Raw genomic sequence first — 22,979 nt, 5'->3', positions numbered from 1 at the left:
CCTGCCGTCCTGCTGCTGACCATCACCGCCTTCGGCGCTTTCACCTTCGGCTGCCTGCGCATCGCCACGGTCGCCTCGGCCACCACCTTCGGCCACCACCTTCGGCTCAGCCGCCGCCGGCGTGCTGATGGGCCTGCTGTCGGCCGGCGCCCTCCTTGGCACCCTCGGCCACGGCGCACGAACCTGGCCCATCACCGGCGTGCTCGTCCTGCATTGAGCCTGGTCAGTGAGGTCTCCATCGCCTACTTGCGGATCTTTCTCGGAATCCGGGACGCGGAAGGTCGGGTACGGTCAGTATTGATCCGGTTTTCGGGGGGTTATTCGCAGCGGTCAGGTGGCCGCCAGCCCGCGAGAAAGCCGGATGCGACGTGGCACGTGTCGTCGATGAAGACGCGTTCCCGTCAGCCGACCGGCCACCGTGTGGTGCTCGGCTCACCGCGTCGGGACTGTGGACGGTGAGCCGCGTCTATTGGTGGGGGATGTCTACGCCGGCGGAGCGCAGTTTTGCCTCGACCAGCGTGGTCAGCCGGGCCATGGCCGACCCCTGGTCTTCGCCGTGATGGTTGAGCAGGCCGTATCGGGTGACGTCAATGCGGGCCTGGAGGCCGCTTGAGATCGCGAGCAGTCCGGGGTTGGCGAGGAAGCGGCCGGCCACGGCGGTCGCGAGTTTCTCGATGCGGGGGTCGTCGGGCGCCAGGTCCTTGGCGGCCCAGCATTCCTTGTTCAAGGCGACGAACCGAGTGTCGTCGAGGACGTGCTCGGCCTTGGTGAGATAGTCGTCGAAGCCGTCGGGTACCAGGGCCCTGGCCAGCACCATGCCCTCGCGGTAGGCCGCCACCTCATCCGGGGTGAAGCCGAGGTCGGCGGCCCGCTCCAGCAGCGCGCAGGCCCGGTCGGACAACAGGGCCCGGTCACTGTTGGCGAGCCGGTCCAGCGAGTCGCCCCGCGCGATCAGCTCCTCGATCCGCTCGGTCAGCCGCCGTTTGACCTCGGCCAGGCGGACGGCGAACCGCTCCGGATCGGCATCGAGCAGGGCGGCGATCTCGGACAGCGGTACGCCGGACTCGGCCAGTGTCCGGGCCTGGACCAGCCGCAGCAGGTCGGACGACCCGTAGCGGCGATAGCCGGAAGCGTCCCGGCGCGGTTCGTCGACCAGGCCGAGCCGGTGGTAGTGGCGGACGGTCTTGATCGTGACGCCGGCGAAGGCCGCCGCCTGGCCGATCGTGACGCCGCTGGTCATGGTCATCAGCGACTTTCGCGGGTGAGGGCGGCGAGCTCGCGTGTGGCCTCGGCGATGGCGCGGAAATCCTTGCGCACGATCGTGCCGTGGTTGCCGGTGACCTTCGCGCCTATCGTGAGGTTCGGGTTGCGGGCGAGCACAGGGTTGAGAGTAGTGCGCATCCGCTCCTGCTCGTCATTCCTGCTTCCCAGGGCCTCACCCGAGCCGACCACATACCGGACCGGGACCGTCAGGCTGTCGAGGACCGGTTCGAGGGCGGCGTGCAGGATGTGGGCCTCGATGTTGATCTCGGCATGCTGTGCGGCACTCATCCGCGCGGCGTTGCCGATGAGGCGCGCCATCGGCAACGCCCATCGGGCCTTGTGGAACAGCCGCCGGATGCGTTCGTGGCCGGCCTCGTCGGTCCACCCGGACGGAAAGGGGCCGTCGACCCCGACCACGCCGGCGACGCGTCCCGGATGCCGGGCGGCCCAGTGGACCCCGAGCAAGGCGCCGTAGGACCAGCCCACCAAGAGCGGTCGCTCCACCCGCCTGGCTTTCAGGACGGCGTCGAGATCCCGGACGCAGGCCTCGAAGGAGTAGTCCGCCGACTTCTTCGATCTGCCGCGAGCCCGCTCGTCGTAGGTGATGTGCCGCCACCCCGGCCCCAGGGCGTTGATGACGGGCCGCCAGTGCCGCTGGCTCGCGTAGGAACCGTTCAGATAGACGACGGGGATGCCTGACCCGCCGGTGTCGGTCACGGCCAGTGCGGTGTCCTCCACCGGCAACAGGCCCTTCCAGCCCAGGTGGGCGGCGTTCAAGTTGGTCATGCCACCAGCGTCACCCTTGACCTTAGGGTCAAGGTCAAGTCGCGTTTCCGTGAATTCCGGCACGACAGGTGCGCGGCCTCCGAGGCTGGAGGACTCCATCGTGGTTCCCGATCGCGACCCCGAAGGCGAGGAAGGGGGTCCCCGCCGGCCTGTCACAGTTGTCGCGCGGGTCTCCTTCACCACCACGCCGCTCATCGACCCCGGCTACCGGCCAAGATCTTCTGGGGGTGCCCCCGGAATGCGGCAGAAACGGGCCGCGTCCGGCTGACCCGAAAGAACACAGTCCTGCCCGGTCACTGTGGGCGTATCGTCCCCGATCACCGAAGCGGCGGCATCGCTACCCGTCGTCCCGCCGCCGTTGGGAGAGGCGCGCCACCGCGCCGAGCACGGAGGCGGCGGCGACCGCTGCCGGATCGTCGCCGCCGCGCAGCCGTTCGAGGGCCGCAACCGCCTGGTCGCGGCCGACGTCGCCGGCGAGCAGCCCGACCGCGATCCGGTACCGCAACCCCCGATCGCCCTCAACGGCGAGCCGCGCCAGCAGCGCCCCGGCCGAAGCGCCCAGCGCGGCCCGCGCCCGCACCCGAAGATCGCCGTCCTGAAGCGCGTCGTCGAACACCCCGGTGAACATCCCTGGCCCCCGCAGCCGGGCGAGCGCTTCGAGGGCGACCATCCGGACGGGCGTTCGAGCCGACTCGGGTGGATCGTCATGATCCCGATCATCGAACTCGCCCGGATCCCGCACGAGAGGTGCCACGACCGCCGCGTCGCCGGAGTCCCCGTGTGCCGTGAACCACCGCAGCGCCTCGGCCCGCGTACCCGGATCGGCCGCCGACAGATTCGCAAGAATCTCCGCCCTCACGCGTCCATGATCCCTCCAATGACGGGAATCGGGGTCCCGGTGCAAGCCATCTGACCGCCGCGCGGCTTCTCTCCTGCCTGCGGCGATGTGCTCGCACGGCCCGTTTCTGCCGTATTCCGACGGCACCCCTACTGCGGCTGTCTTCCATCGCCACCATCGGCTGCAGCCCTGCCTCCACCTACGACCAGCGCATGACCTGTCTGCGCAAGGTGGCCGGCGGTGGAGAGACAGCAGAATGGCGCGGCCAGGTGAAGGAGTTCTTCGTCGACTCCTGCATCAGCGGCGAGCCCAAGCACGTCCCCGGCGATCTGCCCGACCTCACTGCGACGCAGCCCTCAACCACGCCGTCTCCCGCTGTGCCGTCAACGGCCACCCCGACCCCTACCCGCTAGCTAGCTGGATTGACCGGCGGAAGCCACGGGACCACAGGCTGCCTGCGGTCCCGTGGCTTTCGTATCGAGGGCGATGCTGGGAGTACGACGGTCCAGGATCTTCGTCCCCCAGTGACGCTGGAATCCGAGAAGCAAGATCTCCCACTGTTGAGCGACAGGAGAGTGTCAGCGGTCCGCGACCACCACCGGCCCCGATCCCGAGCTGTACGACGAGGCCGCCATGGACGTCTGGCGGGCCCAGGCATTCACGCAGCCGACGCCGTACCCCATGCCGGCCGAAGCCGATCAGGTGCGCACCCTGGGCGGCATTGGCCGACTGCTGCTGCCGGCCATCCTGGGCGGCTGGACGCTGGCCGTCGTGGCCTTCGGCGTCGTGTCCACCGTTTCGCTGACCATCGGCCACCGCGAGCGGGAGCTGGCCCTGCTGCGCTCCATCGCGGCCACCCCGCGCCAGATCCGGCAGAACGTCGTGCTGGAGACACTGGTCGTGGCCTTTCCCGCGATCGCCGCCGGGCTGCTGCCGGGCGCCGGGCTCGGCGAGGTCGTGCTCGCCCGCCTGGCGGACGCCGGGCTCGTCGGGGCGGGCGTCCAGCTGGTCGCGGGGTGGCCGAGCACCGCGCTCGGGGCGGGTACGTCCCTGGTCGCCGCGCTGGCCGCCGCGCTGATCTCCAGCAGGCGCGCCGCGTCGATCCCGCCGGTGCGGGCGCTGTCCGCCGCCGGGCCCGCCCGCGCGTCCGGGCGGCTGGCCGTCCGCAACCTGCACGCCCGCGCCCCGCACACCGGCAGCGTCGCCGGGCCGCTGATCCTCATGGTCGGCATCGCCGGCGGCACGCTCTACATGCAGAGCACCGAGGACAGCCTCCATCGGGACGCCGCCGACGTCAGCGCCCGGCTCGCCCCGGTGAACTACCTGGTCGTCGCCATGATCATCACGTTCACGGCGATCGTCGTGGTCAACACGCTGATCGCCGCGACCCGCCGCAGGAGCCGCGAGTTCGGGCTGCTGCGCCTGTCGGCCGCCACTCGTGCCCAGGTCATGGCAACAGTCGTGGCCGAGAGCGTGCTGACCGCGGTCCTGGCCGTTGCGCTCGGCACGGTCGCCGCCGCCGCGACCACCGTGCCCTACAGCCTGGTCAAGACCGGGTCGCCGATGGCCGCAGGGCCCGGCTGGGTCTACGCGGCCATCGCCGGGGGCGCGCTGTTGCTCGTCCTGGCGGCCACGGTGCCCACCGCCGCGGGGGCGCTGCGGGTCAGGCCGGTCGAGGCGCTGTCCGCCCCCTGACCGCCGGCGCCGAAGCTTCGGCGCCTTCGAGCACAAACGCTACTGGCATGACTTCTTCGCCTCCTTCGGCCTCGGCAAGACAGCCGTGGACTCGGCCAAAATGATGGTGCTGGTCGGCGCCTTCGAGGTCCTGCTCGGACTGGCGATCCTGGTCAAACCGTGGCCGCCCTGCTGTTGTTCGTCCTGGTCTGGAAACTCGGCACCGAACTGCTGCGCCCGCTGGTCGGCCAGGAGTGGTTCCACGCCAGGCTGATGGCCTACCTCGCGCCGCCGGCTCCGGCGATCGACGTTCTCCTGCTCACGAGAGTGGCTTACGGCGGCGCAGCAGCCCGACCAGCCGGATCGCGGCCAGCACGCCCACCCCCAGATGCGCGCACACCAGGACGATCTGGAAGATCCGCTGCCCGCCGGTGAGGTCGGCCGCGTAGCCTCCGTCGTAGAAGCCGGACATGAACGCCAGCACCCCCGCCACGACCAGCAGCCCGGCGGCGGGCGCGGCGAGCGCCCGGCGGCGGCTGGTTGCCCCCGCGACCAGGACGACCTGCGCGACCATCATCGGGATCGGCGCCGACAGGCGCGCCTGGGAGCCGAGCGCGTCCAGGAACGTGGCGTTCAGGCCGGCCGACAGCGAGATGACCGCGCCGGCCAGGTCCAGGACGAGCAGCAGCCCGACCCCGACGAGCAGCGAGACCTTCAGCGGCCGGTCGGTGGTGGTCGTGGTGGAGACGGACATGTTCTTCTCCTGAGGTCGTAGGAACGGCCTCAAGGATGTGCGGGGCGGCCGCCGGGCGTCATGAGCCTCATGCCCCGACCCGGAGGGGACTTCTCGTCCCGTGACGGCGGGACAACCGGGTGGCACGATTCACTCCATGAAGGACAGATCGGTACGGCGAGCCTCGCTGGTCGGCGGGGTGCTCGTCGCCCTCGTGGTCGGCTCGCTGGCGGTCGAGCCGCGGCTGCGGGCGCTCGGCGTCACGGGGATCGTCGAGCGGTTCGACGCCTTCCGCGGTGTGGCGGCGCTGTCGTTCGGCGTGCCCGGGCTCTTCGTGGTGTCGCAGCGGCCGGGCGGGCCGGCGGGCCGGGTGGGCTGGGTGATGGTGTTCACCGGGTCGGCCCAGGCGGTGGGGCTGGCGCTCGGCACGTACGGGCTGCTCGGCATCAACCAGGGCGTCGAGGGCGGCGTCGGGGGCGGGCGGCTGCCGGGTGACGACTGGGCGATGTGGGCGTCCAACTGGTTGTGGATGCCGGCTTACCTCGTCGTGCCGACGGTCTTCCTGCTGATCTTCCCGGACGGGCGGCTGCCCTCGCGCCGCTGGCGGCCCGCGCTGGTGGCGGCGCTCGTCGCGATCGGGGCCAACACGCTCGACTGGATGCTGCGGCCGGTGCCGTACGAGAACGTGCCCGGCCTGTTCCCCGACGGGTACGCGGGCGTGCTGGCCGGTCTGCGCGGCCTGCCCGACGTGCTGGACGGGCCGGTCGTCGCGTGCACGGCGGGGGCCGTGGCCGCCGCGGTGGCCTCGCTCGCCGTCCGCTACCGGTCGTCGGGCGAGGAGGTGCGCAGGCGGCTCCAGTGGGTGGTGGCCGCCGCGCTGATCACGGTCGCGCTGGCCGGGGTGGCGCTCGTCGCGTCTTGGGGAGCGGGCGCGCTCGTGCTGGCGGCGGTGCCACTGCCGGTGGCGGTCTCGGTCGCGATCGTCGCCCACCGCCTGTGGGACCTGGACCTCCTGCTGTCGCGGGCGCTCGCCTTCGGCGCGCTCAGCGTCGGGCTGCTGATCATGTACGCGCTGGTCGCGTTCACCCTCGGTGGCATCGTCGGCGCGGGCGTGTCGGCGGTGCTCGTGGCGTTCGTCGTGCATCCCCTGTACGCCCGGGTCCTCGCCGCCGCCAACCGCCTGGTGTACGGCGACCGCGACAACCCGGCCCGCGCGCTGCGCATGCTCGGCACCCGCCTGTCCGGAGCCGGCGTGCCGGGCGAGTTGCTCGACCAGATGGCCGCGGAGGTCGGCAGGGTGTTGCGCGTCCACTACGTCGCGGTCGAGGAGTCCGGCGCGGTCGTCGCCTCCTGGGGCCGTCCGGGCGAGGTCGCCGAGACCGTGCCGCTGCTGCACCGGGGCGAGCCGGTCGGCGCGCTGCTGCTCGGCGAACGGCTGCGCCCGAAGGACCACAAGCTGGTGGGCGAGCTCGCCCCGCACGTCGCGGTGACCGTGCACGCCCACCGCCTCGGCGCCGACCTGGAGCGCTCGCACGGCCGTATGCTCGCCGCCCGCCAGGAGGAACGCGACCGCCTGCTGTACGAGCTGCACGACGGCCTCGGCCCCAACCTGGCCGCGCTCGCGCTCCAGACCGACCGCGCCCGCCGACTCGTGGACACCGACCCCGCCAAGGCCAAGGGGGTGATGGACGAGCTGTCCAGGCGCATCCGCGCCACCGTCGAGGACGTCCGCACGATCGTCAACGACCTGCGGCCGCCGCCCCTGGACGACCTGGGCCTGGCCGGCGCGCTGGCCGAGCTCGGCAGGGGCTTCGCCGGCGACCTCGCGGTCGACGTGGAGGTGCCGCCCGACCTGCCCGTGCTGCCGCCGCCGGTCGAGCTCGCCGCTTACCGGATCGCCGCCGAGGCGCTGACGAACGCCGTACGGCATGCCATGGCCTCCCGCTGCACGGTCACGCTGCGCGCCACCGACACCCTGGAGCTGCGCGTGCAGGACGACGGCGTGGGCGTCGGCGCGCCCGCCCGGCGCGGGTTCGGCCTGGCCTCGATGCGGCGCAGGTCCGAGGAGCTGAACGGCACGTTCGAGCTGGTCACCGGCTCGGGACCGGGCACGCTCCTGCTCGTCAGACTCCCGCTGGCGGCCTGATGATCAAGGTCATGGTGGTGGAGGACCACCCGGTGTTCGCCGAGGGCCTGGTCGCGCTCCTCGGCGACGCGCCGGAGATCGACGTCGTGGGCGTCGCGAGCACCGGCGAGGCCGCCGTCGACCTCGCCGGACGGGTCGCGCCGGAGGTGGTGCTCATGGACCTGCACCTGCCGGGCATCAGCGGCGTGGAGGCGACCGCCCGCATCCTCGCCGACCGGCCGGAGACGGTCGTGCTGGCGCTGACGATGCTCACCGACGACGAGAGCGTGCTCGCCGCGATCCGCGCCGGGGCCCGCGGCTACCTGCTGAAGGAGTCGACCGGCGAGGACATCGTGCGCTCGGTGCGGGCGGTCGCGGCCGGGCAGGTGGTGTTCGGCGCCTCTACGGGCGAACGCCTGCTGTCGGTGCTCGCCACGACCGCGGCACGCCCGCGCCCGCTGCCCGAGCTGACCGACCGCGAGGTGGAGATCCTCGACCTGGTCGCGGTCGGTCTGAACAACCAGGCGATCGCGCGGCGGCTCGTGCTGAGCGAGAAGACCGTGCGCAACCACGTGTCCAACATCTTCGCCAAGCTGCACGTCTCCGGCCGTTCGGCGGCGGTTGCCCGGGCCCGGGATGCCGGGCTCGGCTCCGGCTGATCATCGCCGACTTCCGTCCGCCTCGCCAGGTCGGCGAGACCTGACGCGGCGCTGGGCCGTGGCCGGCTGCGGCCAGGGGCCGGCGGATGGTGCCTTCCCTGATTCGACGGCCGAGGCCCGAGCAGTTCACCCCTGATCCGCCGCCAACTGTCCCCATGCACAAGCCTCTGCCCGCACTTCCCGCCCCTTGACGGGCGCGGCGCGTGGGATGACCCCGAAGAGGAAGCGCGTCTCTTGGCGGTGGATGGCGTTGCGCTCCTCGCCAAGATATCTCGCACTCTCCGCTAACGACACAGGTCATCTGGCGTCGCAAGATTGCCTCTCGAATGAATTGACTTGATCGGGACAGGTGCGTGGGTGGGCGCGGATACCAAAGCCAGGACGCCCCCGTTCCCCCTCGCCCCTCTGGTGGCGTCGATCGCCGCGTTCGGCGATCAGATGCGGTTTGACCCGGATGGCTGAGATGACCCTGGTGAAGCGGTGGAGCGTTCGGCCCCGTACGAACGCTGGCCACGCCTCTGTGCTGCCCCTCAGCTTGGGAGCACACCCCGCGGAGCCGGGGCGCGGATGTCGACGACGTCCCGGCAGCATGGGACGCGCGGGCCTGATCGGCCGGGTAGTGGTGTCCACCGTGCTGGGACTCGGCGTCGCCGCCGCTCCGGCGGCCGCCACGACGGCGGACGCCGAGTGCAGCCCCGAACCGGGCGTGGTGAAGCTGCCCGGCGGCGAGCCCTGGGCGCAGACGCGGCTCGACATCAAGACGGCATGGCGGCTGAGCACCGGAGCCGGCGTACGGGTGGCGATCATCGACAGCGGCCTCGACATCAAACACCCGCAACTGCCCTGGCTCTCCGACTTCGTCGACTTCACCGGGACCGGCTACACCGACTGCGTCGGCCACGGCACCGCCGTCACGGGGATCATCGCCGGGCGCGTCTATCCAGGCGTCGCCTTCCACGGCGTGGCCCCGCGGGCGACCGTCATGGTGCTCAAGCAGAGCAGCCAGGCCGAGGGCCACGTCGCCACCCTGGCGGCGGCCATCGACAAGGCGGTCCAGCTCAAGGCCGACGTCATCAACATCTCGATCAAGGCGGCCGACAATCCCGCGCTCAAGGCGGCCGTACGCAACGCCCTGGCGAGGGACGTCGTGATCGTCGCCGCCGCGGGCAACATCACCGACAAGAAGGAGGACGTGCCCGCCTATCCGGGCTCCTACGAGGGCGTGCTGGCCGTGGGCTCAGCCACTCCGGACGGGCGACGCGCCGACTCCTCCAACACGGCCACGCCCGTCGGCGTCCTGGGACCGGGGGTCGGCATCATCGCGCCGTGGCCGGGGAAGTCGTACAAGCTGGACCTTGAGGGTTCCAGCTTCGGCGCCGCCTACGTCTCCGGGACCGCCGCGCTGGTGCGCGCCCGCTTCCCGCACCTCGACCAGGAACAGGTACGGCGGCGCATCATCGCCACGGCCGACGGCTCCATCGGCGAGGGCACGGGCGCGGGCATGGTGAACCCGGTGCAGGCGGTCAGCGCCGTGCTGCCCTTCGAACCCGCGGGGCAGCCACTGGTGGCCGCGCCTCCGCCCGATCCCCTCGCGGCGGACGCGATCGCCAAGCTTCCCCCGCAGAACGTCGCCGCCCGCGACACCGCGCTGGCCGTGACAGCCGGAGCGCTGCTCCTCACCGCCGCGGCCGGCGCCTTCGCACTGGTGCTGCCGCTCGGCAGACGCCGTGGATGGCGCACGGGCCCACCGGCCCCATGACGTCACCTGATCGCTGATGCAGGCGCTGCCCGCAGCGCAGCGCCTGGATACGAAGGGAACCTACGATGCACCCGTTACAGCCAGACGATCCACCGAGGCTGGGCGACCACGACCTGTCGGAACGCCTGCCGGAGGGGCCGCGCGGAGCGGCCTTCCTCGGCCGTGAGTCGAAGGACGCGCCCATCCGGGTGATCAAACTGCTGGCGGCGAAGCCGGACGCCGACGCGGAAGGTCTCGCGCGCTTCGCCAAGGTCCGGCGCCTCTCCAGCTCGTCCATCGCGCGGACGCTGGACGCCGGTCTGCACGAGGGGCACCTCTACGTCGTACGTGAGCACGTCGAGGGGCGCAGCCTGGCCGAGACCGTCGCCGCCGACGGGCCCCTCAACCCCGACGGGGTGGAGCGGGTGGCCGTCGGGACGTTGACGGCGCTGACCGCCGCGCACCTGGCAGGCGTCACGCACCGGGGGCTGAACCCCAGCAACGTGATCATGGGCGCCGACGGCGTCCGGGTGACCGACCTGGACCTCGGCGAGGCGGTCGGCGAGATCGGCTACCGCTCGCCCGAGCAGCTGAGAGGCGAGCCGTACGGCCCCTCCGCCGACCTGTTCGCATGGGCCGCCACGGTGGTCTTCGCGGCCACCGGGAAGGCGCCGTTCGCTCATGACGCCGACGAGGTGCTGACCGGCGCGCCGGAGCTGGGCACGTTGGTGGGGCCGCTCCAGACCGTGGTGTCCGCGGCGCTGTCGAAGGACGCCAAGCAGCGACCCGCCGCGTACGCGGCGCTGCTGCGCCTGCTCGGCGGCCCATCAGCGGACCAGGAGGTCACGGCGAAGCTGCCGTCGCCGGACGCCTCGGCTCATGCGCCGGCGTTCGCTGCTCCCGCTCTGCCGGCGGCGGAAGGGGCGCCGCTCGAAGGCGTGCCGGTGCAGCCGCCCCAGCCTCAGCAGGTGCAGCAGCCCCAGCAGACGTGGGAGCCGCCCAAGCTGCAGCAACCCATGACGGAGGCGCCGCAGCGACCCAAGGTGTGGCAGGCGTCGGTCGTGGATCCGGCTGCCCCGCGCCGCAAGTTCCCGGTCGGCCTGACAACGTCGGTCGCCGCGCTCATGGTGCTGTCAGGGGTGGGCCTGTGGGGCGCCAGCCGCTACACCGACACGAACCGGATCGACTCGGTCGGCGTCGCGGCCGAGGGCAAGTCCACCGACAGAGCGGCCGGGTCCGCCGACGCGACGGGGAACGGGACGACCGGCCCCGGTGACGGGACGGTTCCGCAGCCGGGCGAGCCGGGCACCGACCAGGCCGACGTGGCCGTGCCCTGGGCCACGCCGTCCGACGCTGACTCGTACGGGGTGGGCCCGCTCATCCTGCCCACCGAGGAGCCGTCCGGCGTCCCGACCGCGCCCGTGTACAGCACGGTGCCGACGCCTTCGCCGCTGTCCACCCAGCCGGTCGCCACCCCGCAGCCGACCACGCCGCAGCCGACGGCATCACAGCCGAAGAGCCCGCAGGCGACCAAAACGGTCACGGCGACACCGACGGCGCGCAACACCAGGACGCCGGAGCAGTCCCAGGAGCCGACCCCGACCCCCAAGAAGAGCACCGAACCCCCGACACCGACCCCTCAGAAGAGCACCGAGACCCCCACCCCGGCCCCCAAGAAGAGCACGGAGGCCCCCACCCCGGCCCCCAAGAAGAGCACGGAGGCCCCGGCCCCCACCAAGAGCACCCAGCAGGCGCCCACTCCGCCGCCCACGACGGAGGCCCCCGCGCCGGAGCCGCCCAAGAGCGAGGCTCCGCCGGCGGCGCAGCCGGAACCGGAGCCGAAGAACCCCTACACGCCTGTCCAGGTGTGCGGGTCCGGCTTCTACGTGCAGCGTTCGCAGGCGTTCAACGGCGGCGAAACCTTCCAGCTGTACAACAGCGGCACCAAGCAGAACTGCGTGGTGACGATGAAGTACGCGGGCGTGGGCAAGGAGAGCCCGGTGAGCGCGACGCTCGACGTCCAGGACGGGGAGAGCGCGACCGACAGCGGCGACTACAAGTACTACGCGGGGCCGGTGAAGCTGGCCGCGCCGGGCAGGTGCGTGAAGTTCTCCGGCAGCGTCGGTGCCGGGAGCACCGCCGCAGGCTGGGCCAACTGCGGCTGACCCGGCACAGGACGCACCCCATCCGGAGGATTCCGGGTGGGGTCGTCGCCGTTCCCCGGCCGCCGGCCCGTCAGTAGGGCCGGTAGCCGCCGCCTCGCTCCAGAGACTCGATGCCGGGGTGGGTGGCGAGGTTGCCGTACCGGCTGTAGGTGTACAGGACGCCCGCGATGATGTTGTCGACCGGGTCGAGGATCTTCTCGTGGCCGGGCAGGGCGTGCGCGTTGAACGTCGGCGGGATGGTCTGCATCAGGCCCTGCGACGGGACGCCGTTCTTGGCGTTTATATCCCAGTTGTTGACGGCGTTGGGGTTGCCGCCGGACTCGTGGTAGATGATCGTCCAGATACGCTCGATGTCCTTGGGGTCGTTCGGGTCAAGGTCGCTGACGTCGATGCCGCGCTGGCGCATGACCTCGGCCATCTCGGGAGACCTGATGACGGTGAGCGCCTGCTTGATCCACTCGACCACCTCGGCCTTGGGCGCGGGAGTGCCCGTCGTCGGCGAGCCGCCGCCGGCCCCGGAGCCGTTGCCGGACCCCGGGCCGCCGCCCGACACCCGCGTCTCGTCCTGGGCGGCCGCCTTCGTCCAGACCACCTTCTTGTCGCCCGGGTCGAAGTCCGGCCCTCCGGGGTCGGGGATGTGGGTGAACCGGCCGAATCCGTCGAGAGAGCCAGGCCGGACGTGGTCACGCAGCGTGGTGGCAGCGGCCCCGACGGCGTCCTCGGCCTTTCTGACCAGGCTCCTGGCCTGCTCAAGGTTGGCCTTCACGATGTCGGTGAAGCAGGGGTCGGCGAACATCGCGGCCTTCGCGTCGACCTCTTTGGTGTTGGGATGGGTGGCCAGGTAGTTCCCCATGTACTGCCGCGCGTAGCCGAGCGTGTCGTCCCGGAGGGTCGTAATCCCCGGAAAGGCCTTCTCCAGCTCCGTGGCGACGTTCTTGAGCGCCTGGGCGCAGGCGTGGACGTCGTTGTTGAAGGCGCCGCCCGCGTTGGGGAACTGCCGCATGTAGGCGTTGAAGGCGTCCGCGGAGTCGCCGTCCCACTTCCGGTCGACCTCGTTGAGGTTGTCGATGAGCGCGGCGGTCTCGATGGCGGCATGCGACCCGCACGACTCCCAGGCGTAGGCGATGTCCTTGATGCCCTGGGGGTTGCCTGTGACCTTGGCGAGCAGCGTCAGGAACTCTCCCCCGCCGGGAATCTCGGAGATGTCCGGCAGAGGGGTGGCGTTGGCGTCGCTCATGCGCCCGAGGCCGTCGCCGCCTTGTGGAGGTTGGCCTCCACCTCGTCGAGCGCTCGCTCGACGTTCTCCAGCCTGCGCTGAGCGCTGCCGAGCTCGACGCGGACGGCGGTCCAGGTGGCACCGACCTTGGCGGCCAGATCGCTGGCGCCGTCAAGCTTGCCGAACAGGTCGGGGGGTGTCACCTCCGCGGGCGTCTTCGACTGGCTGACCTTGAGGATCTCATCGAGGGCGAAGTCCTTCGACGCCACATGGATGCGTGTCCGGCACTCGTCGAGCGCTGTGTAGGAAACATCAACGACGCCTTTGCTCATGAGGATCGAGCATAGTGGCGATCATCACGATTGGTCAGACCCGATTTCCTCCGCTTCCAGCGACGCCGTCTGGATCAGCCGGTCTCCCGATCTCCGGTCAACGAAGAAGGCCCGGCCGGGCGGGAGAGGCTGCGGTTTCACCTTGCCGAACAGCACGCCCTCCTCCCGGCTGCCCGACATGATCAGCGCAGGGCTGGCCATCTCCTTGAGCCGCTGCACGGCTTGGTCGTACATGGCGCGGCTGGCGCCGCCCATCTGGCGGGCCAGGATCAGGTGCAGGCCGATGTCCCGCGCCTGTGGCAGCAGTTCGGCCAGCGGTTGCAGGGGGTTGCTGGAGGTGGCGACCAGGTCGTAGTCGTCCACCACGATGTAGAGGTCCGACCCGTGCCACCAGCTGCGGTCGCGAAGCTGGTCTGGGGTCAGGTCGGCGGGCGGCAGGCGCTTGAGCAGCGCGAAGCGCACCTCCTTCACCAGCTCCGCGGCCGCGGCGCTGGAGACGGCGTAGCCGATGCGGTGCTCGGTGGCCGCGGTGTCCAGCAGCGACCGGCGGTAGTCGATCACGACCAGCCGGGCTTCCTTGAGGGTCTTGCGCGCGACGAGCCCCTCCATGATCAGTTTCAGCGCGTTCGACTTGCCGGACCCGGTGTCGCCGAAGACGACGAAGTGCGGATCGGCATCGAAGTCGAGCATGACGGGGGAGAGCGTCGCCTCGTCGATGCCGATCGCGATGCGGTTCCTGCCGGTCTCCTCCGGGCCGGGCAGGGCGGCCGCCGGAAGCAGGGACGGCAGCAGCCGGACCGGCTTGGCCGCCGGGCCCTGCCACGCCTCGTCGACGACCTCCACGAGGGAACGCAGCCCGTCGGCGAGGTCTTCGGCGCCGCGCACCCCGTCGATGCGCGGGAGGGCGGCCAGGAAGTGCATGCCGTCCTTGGTGAGGCCGCGTCCCGGAGTGCCCTCGGGCACCGCGAGCGACGCGCTGCGGCTGACCTCCGACTCGTAGGCGTCGCCGAGCTTGAGCTCGATCCTGGTGCCGAACAGGTCGCGGATGCCCGGCCGGAATTCCGACCACTTGTTGGTGGTCGCCATGACGTGCACGCCGTAGCCGAGTCCGCGCGCGGCGAGGTCGGTGATCACCTGCTCCAGGTTCTCGTACTCCTGCCGGATCGTCAGCCAGCCGTCCACGACCAGGAACACGTCGCCCCAGCCGTCGCCCTCGACGCTGCCGTCGGCCACCCGCTTGCGGTACGTGGCGATCGAGTCGATGCCGTGGTCGGCGAAGTCCCGCTCGCGTTGCTGGAGGATGCCCGAGATCTCGGCGACCGTACGGCGGACCCGGTCGGCGTTCTGCCGGTTGGCCACGCCGCCCACGTGCGGCAGCCCCTCCAGGGCCGACAGCGTGCCACCGCCGAAGTCCAGGCAGTAGAACTGCACCTCCTTGGGCGTGTGCGTGAGCGCCATGCTGGCGATCAGCGAGCGCAGCACGGTGCTCTTGCCGCTCTGCGTGCCGCCCGCGATGCCGACGTGCCCGGCCGCGCCGGACAGGTTCAGCCAGTACGGATCGCGCCGCTGGTCGAAGGGCCGGTCGATGATGCCGATGACGGCGTGCAACCGGCCCCGGCCGTCCCAGCCGGGCGTGGACAGCCCGAGCTCCGGCGTCACCGACAGCGCGGGCAGCAGGTGAGCCAGCGTCGGCGGCTCGGCCAGCGGCGGCAGCCAGATGCGGTGCGCCGCGGGGCCGCGTCCCTTCAGCCGGCCGACCACGACGTCGAGCAGGCTCGGCTGGGCGCCGCTCTCCTCGGCCTCCTCCGGCGGCTCCTCCTGTGGCGTCTCGGCGGCAGGCAGCGGCGCGTAGGCGTGGCCGTACTCGATGACCTCGCGCGCCGCGGGCTGCCCGCTGTCAGTCACGTGCCTGGGATCGGGGTGGTAGGCGGCCGAGACGTAGGCGGCCTTGAACCGGGTCATGCCGGTCGTGTCGAACTTCAGGTAGCCGTTGCCGGGGGCCGAGGGCAGCTCGTAGGCGTCGGCCACGCCCAGCACGGCCCGGCTCTCCATGGCCGAGAACGTCCGCAGCCCGATCCGGTACGAAAGGTGCGTGTCGAGGCCCCGCAACCTGCCCTCGTCCAGCCGCTGGGAGGCCAGCAGCAGGTGCACGCCGAGCGAGCGGCCCAGCCGGCCGATCATCACGAACAGGTCGATGAACTCCGGCTTGGTGGACAGCAGCTCGCTGAACTCGTCCAGCACGACGAAGAGCGTGGGCAGTGGCGCGAGGTTGGCGCCCTGTTCGCGGGCCCGTTCGTAGTCGCGCAGCGAGGCGTGGTTGCCCGTCGCGCGCAGGAGCTCCTGCCTGCGGACCATCTCGCCGTGCAGCGCGTCGTGCATGCGGTCGACCAGGGGGAGCTCGTCCTCCAGGTTGGTGATGACGGCCGAGACGTGGGGGAGGGAGTCGAGGCCGAGGAAGGTCGCGCCGCCCTTGAAGTCGACCAGGACGAAGTTGAGGATCTCCGAGGAGTGGGTGACGGCGAGCCCGAGCACCAGGGTGCGCAGCAGCTCCGATTTGCCGGAGCCGGTGGCTCCGATCAGCAGCCCGTGCGGGCCCATGCCGCCCTGGGCCGACTCCTTGATGTCGAGCTCGACCATGCGACCGTCCGCCCCGAGCCCGATCGGCACGCGCAGCTTGTTGCGTCCGGCACGCGGCCGCCACGTGAGGGCCGGGTCCAGGGCGCGCGGGTCGCTGATGCCGAGCAGGTCGGTGAGCGTCGTGTTGATCGACAGCATGTCCTCGCCGTCGCCGCCGCTCCTGGACGAGGCGCGCAGCGGGGAGAGCTGCCTGGCCAGCCCTTCCATCCACACGTAGGAGAGTCTGTCCGGCGTGCCCAGCCGCGTCCTGCGCTCCTTGCCCGCGTGGTCGATCTTGACCATGTGCAGGTCGTCCCGCTGGACCTCCAGCCGCAGCGTGTTGCCCTCCTCGACGGCGCCGGTGGAGCCGGTCAGGTCGATGACGGTCACGCCCTGGATGGCGTCGCTGCCGAGCTGCGAGTCGTGCGGCATGTGCCCGCCGTCCACGATCACCAGGTGGTACGGCAGCGCGTCCGCCGGCGAGCCCGGCTGGAACCTGGGCCGCTCCTTGAGGTCCCCGCCGACGAGCCGATCGAGATCGCCCAGGTCCTCGGCCATCAGGCGGACGGGCCCGGACGCGTCGGCCAGGTCGGGATGGTGCGCGTGCGGGAGCCACTTGACCCATTCCCAGTGGGGCATGCGCTCATGGTCGGCGCAGACCATGATCCGCATGTCGTCGGGGGAGTGGAAGGTGACGACCTGGCCGATCATGGCACGGACGAGGTCCCGCATCGCCGCCAGGTCGCCGGTGAGCCGGATGCGCGCGAAGGAGGCCAGGGCGACGGCCACGGGCAGCCGGGCGAGGGTGGAGTGCGCGCGCATGAACCTGCGCAGCGCGCCGGAGGAGAGCGCGTCCAGGTCCTCCACGGGCTTGGAGTCGGGCGGGAAGAGCTGGATGGCCAGCTTCTGCACGCCGGTGCCCAGGCGGATCGTGCTGAAGTCGTCGTCGCGCGACCGGCGCTCCCACAACCGGGGGCCCATCGCGATCCACCACAACGAGTCCGGCTCGGGGCCGCTCCACTCCAGGGCCTCGCGCTGCTGCTTGGCCGCGCGCCTGGCCTTCTTGCGGATCTGACCGAGGTAGCGGAAGTAGTCGCGGCGGGCGCCGTTCAGCCGGTGCTTGCGCTCGCCCGCCTGGCGTCCCATCTGGCCGATGCTCATGCCGACCATCGAGACGGCGAACAGGCCGCTGGCCACGTACATGACCGGGCTGGCGTTGGCGCCCCCCGCGGTGAACATCAGCGCCATCGCCGCGGCCCCGGCCACCATGGGCAGGTAGGTGAGCACCAGCATGAAACCCTGGCCCTGAACCTCGGGGATCTCCGGCGGAGACTCCAGCATGACTTCTCCGCGAGGTGGCTTCGGGCCTGGACGACGCTCCGGGCGCCGGACAACCACTTTGCTCACGCGACGTTCTTACCAGAATCGACCCGCTATGGTCTGTGCTGTCCGTGATCCTTTTGGGACGGAGTGGACCGTGGGATCGATGGTTCAGAAGCCGCCGCCGCCCGAGTCCCGGCCCCCCGCCGGGGAAGCCGCCGAGCCCGCTCAGGCGCCGTCGGGGCCGGTGCAGCAGGGCGCGCTCGCGCAACTGCCGTTGCCGCTGCCGACGTTGTGCAACGTCACGATCGTGGGGCCGAGCCGCAAGGCTGACCTGACGCTGCCGGCCGACATCCCCCTGCCGCACGTGCTGCCGGGGCTGCTGCGCATGCTCGGCGAGGTGGGCGGCGACGCGACGTCGTCTCCGGGATGGACGCTGCAGCGGCTCGGCGGCGCGCCGCTGGACCTGGAGCAGAGCCTCAGCGCGCTCGGCGTGCTCGACGCCGAGATCCTCTACCTGCGTCCGCGCGAGTCGATCCTGCCGCCCGCGGTCTTCGACGACGTCGCCGATGTCGTGGCCACCGGCGTGCGAGGCGGCCCCGGCAAGTGGACGGAGGCGCACACCGCGGCCCTCGGCGCGGCCGGCGCCACCGGGCTGCTGGTCCTGGGAGCCGCCGGGCTGGCGGTGGCGGGCCTGCCCCCGCAGATCGGCACGGTCGTCTTCGCGACGCTCGCCCTGCTGATCATCGCCGCGGGAACCGTGCTCTCCCGGGCCATGGGCGACGCCACGGCCAGCGCGCTGATCGGCCACGCGGCGCTGCCGTACGCCTTCCTGGCCGGGCTGTTCACCCCTTCCGGCGGCGGGGGCGTGACCGAGGTCGGCGCTCCCCACGTGCTCGCCGCGTTCGCCTGCACGGCGCTCGCCGCCGCCGTCGCGGGCATGACGGTCTCGCACGGCATGCCCGGCTTCCTCGGCACGTCCATCGCCGCGACGTGCGGCACGATCTGCGCGGCCGTGGTCATGGTGACGGGAGCCGCCCCCGCCGGAGTGGCGGCCGTGGCCATCGCCGTCCTGCTGTCACTGAGCCCGCTGGTGCCGACCATGTCGTTCCGGATGGCCCGGGTGCCGCTGCCGGCCATGCCCACCACGGCCGAGGAGCTGCGCGCCGACAACCAGCGGCTCGACGCGGCGGCGATCCAGGAACGCACCGTGATCGCCCAGCGCTACGCCACGGGCCTGATCACCGCCGTCGGGCTGGTCGCGCTGGCCGCTCTGGCGCTGCTGGTGCTGCACGACGGCCTGATCGCCTACATCCTGGCCGGCACGCTCTCCCTGACGCTCATCATGCGCGCCCGCGTGTTCTCCGGCGTCGCCCAGCGCATCTGCCTCGTCGGGTCCGGCCTGGCGGGGCTGGCGATGCTGGCCTTCGCGCTCAGCTCCAAGGGCGGCGTCGTCGGCGCGCTGGCCGTCGCGGTCGGCGTGCTGTGGGCGTCCCTGCTGGCGGTGGGGGCCGGGCGGAGCCTGGCGTCGGGGAAACCGTCGCCCTTCTGGGGACGGGCCGGGGACATCCTGGACCTGCTGCTGATCGTCGAGCTCTTCCCGCTCGCGGCCGGCGTGCTGGAGCTCTACACCTGGGTACGCGGGTTGTCGGGCTGATACTTTGCTGGCCGTTTCGAGCGGAGGAGTGAGGCTGTGCAGGAATTCGGAGACTTCGCCAACATCGACATCGAGAAGCTGCTCAAGGGGGCCGACCAGCAGTTCGCCCGCATGGAGGAGTTCCAGAAGAAGATGGACTCCTTCGTCGGACGGGCCCAGGACGAGCAGGGGCTAGTCACCGTCGAGTGCGGCCATGAGGGCGTACGCGAGCTGCAACTGCACCCCAAGGGCCTGCGGTTGTCGTCCGGGGAACTGGCCGACCTCATCAAGACGGCGCTGCACGACGCCACCGCCGACCTACAGCGGCAGGTCGCCGAGGGCATGAACGAGACGTTCGGCGACTCTGAGGACAACCCCATGACGTACCTCAGGAACCCGGACGCCGCGCTGAACCAGATCAAGGAGGCGGAGTCCGCTTACAACCGCACGTTCGAGGACGTGATGGGCGAACTCGACCGCATCCGGCGGCGGCTGGAGTTGTGAGCTAGGCCTGGCGCTGCGTGGGCAGGTCGGCGATGACGACCTGCTCGAAGGCGGGCGCGTCCTTGCCGGTGAGCGTGACCGCCTGCGACATGCCCGTGTCCGTCAAGGCGGACATCAGTCCGCTCGCGAGCCAGGCCAGGGCGGCGGCCGAGCCGTACACCACGAGCATCTTGGAGAAGAACCGCCTGAACGCCCCCTGCGCCCGCACGGCCGCCGAGGCCGCCAGCGGGTTGCCCGGGAAGAAGTGCCCGGCGGCCGAGAGTGTCAGCAACAACCCGGCCAGGGCGGCGGACGACACCGCACCCGTGTGGGACATCTTCGCGAGCTGGTCGAGGGTGTGGGCCAGCTCCTTGTACACGCCGCCGGTCTTGGCCACCTCAAGGGTGAACTGCTCGGCCACCTTCTCCATCTCGGGCCGGGCCAACCGCTCCCAGTCCTGGCTGGAGACCCCGGCGATGAGCTGCCGTACGCTCTCCTTCGCCTGCTCCACCTCGTGCGTCGCGGCGCGTACCTCGTGGGCCGTGCCGCGGATGTCCTCGGGGCTGGAGAGCATCGTGCCGATCAGTGCGGCGCACATCTTGCACACGACGGAGAGCACCACGTTGGTCTTCAGCATGGCGCCCGCGTTGCAGGAGGCCACGGCCATCGTGTACAGGGTCGTGCCGTTGCGGTAATGATCCATGGTTCCTACTTCTTCAGCGTGCTCTTGTCGTTGGCGTCCCTGATGACCTTGGCGCCCTCGTTGAGCTGGGTCTGCCAGCGGCCGAGCTGGTTCTTGGCATGCTTGAGGTAGTCGGCGGCGGAGTTGCGGGCCGCGTCGTAGGCGCCGTCGAAGGCGAACCTGCCGAGCAGGCCGAAGCCCGGGAAGCCGGGGGTGGCGCCTCTGACCGTGCGTTCCACCGCCCTGAACCGGTCTCCCGGCGTGTGCGTACCGCCCGCCTGCGTCGGGGCGAGGCTCTGGCCCAGCCGTTCCATGGCCTCCGGGCTGGCCTTGCGCCAGTCGCCGGACACGCCGCCGTCGCTCAGCGCGGTCGCCTTCGGGTCCTGGGGGCGTTCCTTGCCTGAGCCGTCCTTGTTCGCGGCGGCGGGCGTGGTGGGGGTGGCGGTGGTGGGGTCCGGGGGTGTGCCGGTGGGGAGGCCGCCGCTCGGCGTCCCGCCGCCGCCCGCCGGGGCGGCTTCCTTGGGAGATGCCTCGGTGTCGTCCGCCTTTGGGGTGGTGGCCGTGGGGGGTTTCGCGGCGTCGGGCGCCTTGGTGGTGTCCTGGGGGGTGGTCGCGGCCGGTCGGTCGGGCGTCGGCTCCCCGGACGACGGGGTCTTCTCGGGATGGTCGGGGGTCGTGGGCGACGGGGGGCGCTCGGTGTCGGGGGTGCCGGTGTTCTCGGAGTCGGCGGGCGGCTCCGGCGCGGTCGATCCGGGTGCCTCGGAGTCGGCGGGTGGGGCGGTGGGGGCGGGCGTCTCGGGGGCGGCGGGGGGATCCGAGGGGGTGGAGTCGGAAGGGCCGGTTTCCAGGGTGCTCGGGCTCTGGGGGGTCGGGTCGTCCTCGGTGGCCGGGGTGTCCTCGCGGGCGGGGGCCGTGGGGTCGGTGGGGGGCGGGTCGTGCGGCTCGGGTGGGGGGTCGTCGCCGGAGATCTCGAGGAGGCCGTCCGGGGGCGCCGGCTCCACGGCGCCGTCGTCCGGCCGGTGCTCGCCGTCGTCCTCGACCTCCTGGACGTACGGCTCCTGTCCGAGGCCGGCGACGGCCGCCGCGGGAGCGGCCGGTCCCGGCTCAGCCGTGTCGCCGTCGCTCATGACGACCGTCGCGGACATGCGTCCGGTCACCGCCGAGTCCTCGGCCGTGGTCCAGTTGACCAGGCTGTCGATGCTCCCGAACTCGGCCATCCGCGCCCCCAAAGCCTGCGACCCGCCCGAACGATCAGAAACACTAACCGCGTGAGCGGTCAGCCGTACAGGTCGGCCGTCGCGGGCTTGGCCGCGGGTCTCAGCCGATGCGTTCGTACGCGCCGCCGGAGTCGGCGTTCTTGACGCCGCCGGAGAACTTCACCCAGGACCCGGTCGGCGCGGCGTGGTAGACCGGCACGGTGTGCAGAGGGGTGATCTCCTCGTTCTTCACCACTCCCGCGCCCTTCACGTCCACCGCGGACCACACCATGCTGCGCGTGCCCACGTCCTTGGTCTTGAACGTCACCGCGCAGGCGTTCTGCTTGCCGGGGTTGAGGAGCAGGTAGGCGACGCCGCCGGCGAACGCGGCCTGACGCTGGACGGTGTAACCCGGGCCGCAGACGACGGCGGGCGTCTCGGCCGCCTGGCGGGACGCCGAGGCGGTGGTGGCGGTGGTGGCGGTGAGGACCGCCGTCGTGCCGAGCACGGTCGCGATGACCGCACCGGCCGTCCTCTTCGTGATTCTCACGTTCTTCATCTCCAAAGAGCGGAAAGGCGATTTGTCCGAAGGGCAATCCTGTGATGCCGGTTTCTTCGCGTCTTTAGCACAGAGCGCAGAATGTTTTGGCATTGAGCGCAGATTTGTTCTCGTCGGCCGGACGGTTGTGATCGCTGGGACGGGTGGTGGTTAACATGCGAGTCGATGTTGTTTCGCAAGGGTTCGCCCCATTCATGTCGGCCAGCCGATATGCGAGACAAGGAAATGTCCACTTGGAGGTCCAGTGGCACTGTACGGAGCAAGTCCGACGCAGCTGACCAACGCCGCCGGGTACTGCGAGGACACCGCGCAGTACATCGAAGGCATGCGCCAGCGCGTCCAGACGATCAAGGGCGACCTGACCACCCAGGGGTGGCGGGGCGGCGCGGCCCAGAAGTTCAGCCACGCCCTCGACGAGTGGGACGTCGAGTTCAAGGCCGTGATCAGGATCCTTGAGGACATCCACGACCGGCTCAACATGGGCGCCGGGGTCTACCGGAACGCCGCAGACCAGAACATGGAGCTGTCGGGGTCGCTGGCCAGGGACGGCTTCACGGGCCGAATCGACAACGTCATCAACAGCAACTAGCCGGCCGACGCCACGGAGATCTCAGTGACCGTTCCCGATGATCACACATACGTCAAGTTCGGCAGCATGGAGCAGGCCTACGAGGAGCTCAAGAAGGTCGTGACCGAGCTCGACAAGGTCACCGACGACCTGTTCGCCGACATCAAGAAGGAGCTGGCCGCCAGCTGGGAAGGCGAGGCCGAGCAGTTCTTCAACGCCAAGAAGGACCAGTGGGACGCCCACGAACGGGCCATGGGCAGGCAGCTCTTCGAGGCCGCCAGCGCGGTCAACATCGCCAAGGGCAACTACGAGGCCGCCGAGCGGCGCAACATCGCCATCTGGACGGACTGACGCGCCTCCTCTTCCCGGTCACCGTGGCGACGCGGTGAC

General features: G+C 71.3%; 19 protein-coding genes. 9 read left to right on the top strand and 10 right to left on the bottom strand.

Features of this window, described 5'->3' with window-relative positions:
- Positions 1-466 precede the first annotated feature (466 nt).
- The 3 genes from ACIBST_RS05440 to ACIBST_RS05430 all read right to left on the bottom strand — a co-directional run bounded on the left by ACIBST_RS05440 (position 467) and on the right by ACIBST_RS05430 (position 2,908).
- Positions 467-1,246 carry a MerR family transcriptional regulator gene (locus ACIBST_RS05440; RefSeq protein ID WP_397169347.1) on the bottom strand — a complete coding sequence of 260 codons (780 nt, stop codon included), beginning with the start codon at positions 1,244-1,246 and terminating at the stop codon, positions 467-469.
- The gene (locus tag ACIBST_RS05435; protein ID WP_397169345.1) at positions 1,246-2,049 is read right to left on the bottom strand and encodes an alpha/beta fold hydrolase; all 804 of its coding nucleotides are present in this window, start codon (positions 2,047-2,049) and stop codon (positions 1,246-1,248) included. The genes ACIBST_RS05440 and ACIBST_RS05435 overlap by 1 nt, the downstream gene beginning before the upstream one ends.
- 337 nt (positions 2,050-2,386) lie before the next feature.
- A complete protein-coding gene (locus tag ACIBST_RS05430) occupies positions 2,387-2,908 on the bottom strand; it encodes a hypothetical protein (RefSeq protein ID WP_397169343.1) in 522 nt (173 codons plus the stop codon).
- Between the two features lie 612 nt (positions 2,909-3,520).
- On the opposite strand from ACIBST_RS05430, the gene ACIBST_RS05425 reads away from it, so the two are divergent.
- Complete coding sequence (locus ACIBST_RS05425) at positions 3,521-4,582, top strand: FtsX-like permease family protein (protein WP_397169341.1); 1,062 nt, start codon at positions 3,521-3,523, stop codon at positions 4,580-4,582.
- 298 nt (positions 4,583-4,880) lie between these two features.
- Here ACIBST_RS05425 and ACIBST_RS05420 read toward each other — a convergent pair whose 3' ends face one another.
- Positions 4,881-5,315 (bottom strand): hypothetical protein, encoded by a 435-nt coding sequence (locus tag ACIBST_RS05420; protein ID WP_397169339.1) that lies wholly within the window; start codon positions 5,313-5,315, stop codon positions 4,881-4,883.
- Between the two features lie 136 nt (positions 5,316-5,451).
- Between ACIBST_RS05420 and ACIBST_RS05415 the strand changes: the two genes are divergently transcribed.
- The 4 genes from ACIBST_RS05415 to ACIBST_RS05400 all read left to right on the top strand — a co-directional run bounded on the left by ACIBST_RS05415 (position 5,452) and on the right by ACIBST_RS05400 (position 11,981).
- Positions 5,452-7,440, top strand: a complete 1,989-nt coding sequence (locus tag ACIBST_RS05415; RefSeq protein WP_397169337.1) for a sensor histidine kinase — start codon at positions 5,452-5,454, stop codon at positions 7,438-7,440.
- A complete protein-coding gene (locus ACIBST_RS05410; protein WP_397169336.1) occupies positions 7,440-8,078 on the top strand; it encodes a response regulator in 639 nt (212 codons plus the stop codon). The genes ACIBST_RS05415 and ACIBST_RS05410 overlap by 1 nt, the downstream gene beginning before the upstream one ends.
- A gap of 589 nt (positions 8,079-8,667) precedes the next feature.
- Positions 8,668-9,837 carry a S8 family serine peptidase gene (locus ACIBST_RS05405; protein ID WP_397169334.1) on the top strand — a complete coding sequence of 390 codons (1,170 nt, stop codon included), beginning with the start codon at positions 8,668-8,670 and terminating at the stop codon, positions 9,835-9,837.
- 65 nt (positions 9,838-9,902) lie between these two features.
- Entirely contained in the window at positions 9,903-11,981 is a 2,079-nt protein-coding gene (locus ACIBST_RS05400; RefSeq protein ID WP_397169333.1) for a hypothetical protein, read from the top strand.
- 70 nt (positions 11,982-12,051) lie between these two features.
- Here the strand turns inward: ACIBST_RS05400 and ACIBST_RS05395 are convergent, their stop codons facing one another.
- The 3 genes from ACIBST_RS05395 to eccCa are packed head-to-tail and all read right to left on the bottom strand — an operon-like array spanning position 12,052 to position 17,486.
- Positions 12,052-13,218, bottom strand: a complete 1,167-nt coding sequence (locus tag ACIBST_RS05395; protein ID WP_397169332.1) for a transglycosylase SLT domain-containing protein — start codon at positions 13,216-13,218, stop codon at positions 12,052-12,054.
- Complete coding sequence (locus ACIBST_RS05390; protein WP_397169330.1) at positions 13,215-13,529, bottom strand: hypothetical protein; 315 nt, start codon at positions 13,527-13,529, stop codon at positions 13,215-13,217. Before ACIBST_RS05390 ends, ACIBST_RS05395 begins: the two co-directional genes overlap by 4 nt.
- 24 nt (positions 13,530-13,553) lie before the next feature.
- Positions 13,554-17,486 carry a type VII secretion protein EccCa gene (eccCa, locus tag ACIBST_RS05385; protein WP_397169329.1) on the bottom strand — a complete coding sequence of 1,311 codons (3,933 nt, stop codon included), beginning with the start codon at positions 17,484-17,486 and terminating at the stop codon, positions 13,554-13,556.
- A gap of 145 nt (positions 17,487-17,631) precedes the next feature.
- Between eccCa and eccD the strand changes: the two genes are divergently transcribed.
- Together eccD and ACIBST_RS05375 are read left to right on the top strand one after the other, a co-directional pair.
- Positions 17,632-19,122 carry a type VII secretion integral membrane protein EccD gene (gene eccD / locus ACIBST_RS05380; RefSeq protein WP_397169431.1) on the top strand — a complete coding sequence of 497 codons (1,491 nt, stop codon included), beginning with the start codon at positions 17,632-17,634 and terminating at the stop codon, positions 19,120-19,122.
- A 36-nt stretch (positions 19,123-19,158) separates the two neighbouring features.
- Positions 19,159-19,605 (top strand): YbaB/EbfC family nucleoid-associated protein, encoded by a 447-nt coding sequence (locus ACIBST_RS05375; protein WP_397169327.1) that lies wholly within the window; start codon positions 19,159-19,161, stop codon positions 19,603-19,605.
- Between the two features lies 1 nt (position 19,606).
- Here ACIBST_RS05375 and ACIBST_RS05370 read toward each other — a convergent pair whose 3' ends face one another.
- The 3 genes from ACIBST_RS05370 to ACIBST_RS05360 form a co-directional block, all read right to left on the bottom strand.
- The gene (locus tag ACIBST_RS05370) at positions 19,607-20,287 is read right to left on the bottom strand and encodes a hypothetical protein (protein ID WP_397169326.1); all 681 of its coding nucleotides are present in this window, start codon (positions 20,285-20,287) and stop codon (positions 19,607-19,609) included.
- A gap of 5 nt (positions 20,288-20,292) precedes the next feature.
- Positions 20,293-21,483 (bottom strand): hypothetical protein, encoded by a 1,191-nt coding sequence (locus ACIBST_RS05365; protein WP_397169325.1) that lies wholly within the window; start codon positions 21,481-21,483, stop codon positions 20,293-20,295.
- Positions 21,484-21,583: 100 nt separating this feature from the next.
- Positions 21,584-22,012 (bottom strand): hypothetical protein, encoded by a 429-nt coding sequence (locus ACIBST_RS05360; protein ID WP_397169323.1) that lies wholly within the window; start codon positions 22,010-22,012, stop codon positions 21,584-21,586.
- A 253-nt stretch (positions 22,013-22,265) separates the two neighbouring features.
- Between ACIBST_RS05360 and ACIBST_RS05355 the strand changes: the two genes are divergently transcribed.
- Entirely contained in the window at positions 22,266-22,610 is a 345-nt protein-coding gene (locus tag ACIBST_RS05355; RefSeq protein ID WP_397169322.1) for a WXG100 family type VII secretion target, read from the top strand.
- Between the two features lie 24 nt (positions 22,611-22,634).
- On the top strand, positions 22,635-22,940 hold the full coding sequence (locus ACIBST_RS05350) for a WXG100 family type VII secretion target (RefSeq protein WP_397169320.1): 306 nt from the start codon (positions 22,635-22,637) through the stop codon (positions 22,938-22,940).
- Positions 22,941-22,979 lie beyond the last annotated feature (39 nt).

Source organism: Nonomuraea sp. NPDC049684 (assembly GCF_044465345.1).
In the GTDB taxonomy this organism is placed as follows: domain Bacteria; phylum Actinomycetota; class Actinomycetes; order Streptosporangiales; family Streptosporangiaceae; genus Nonomuraea.
Note: the sequence above shows the minus strand (reverse complement) of the source record. Positions and strands in the feature narration are given on the sequence as shown.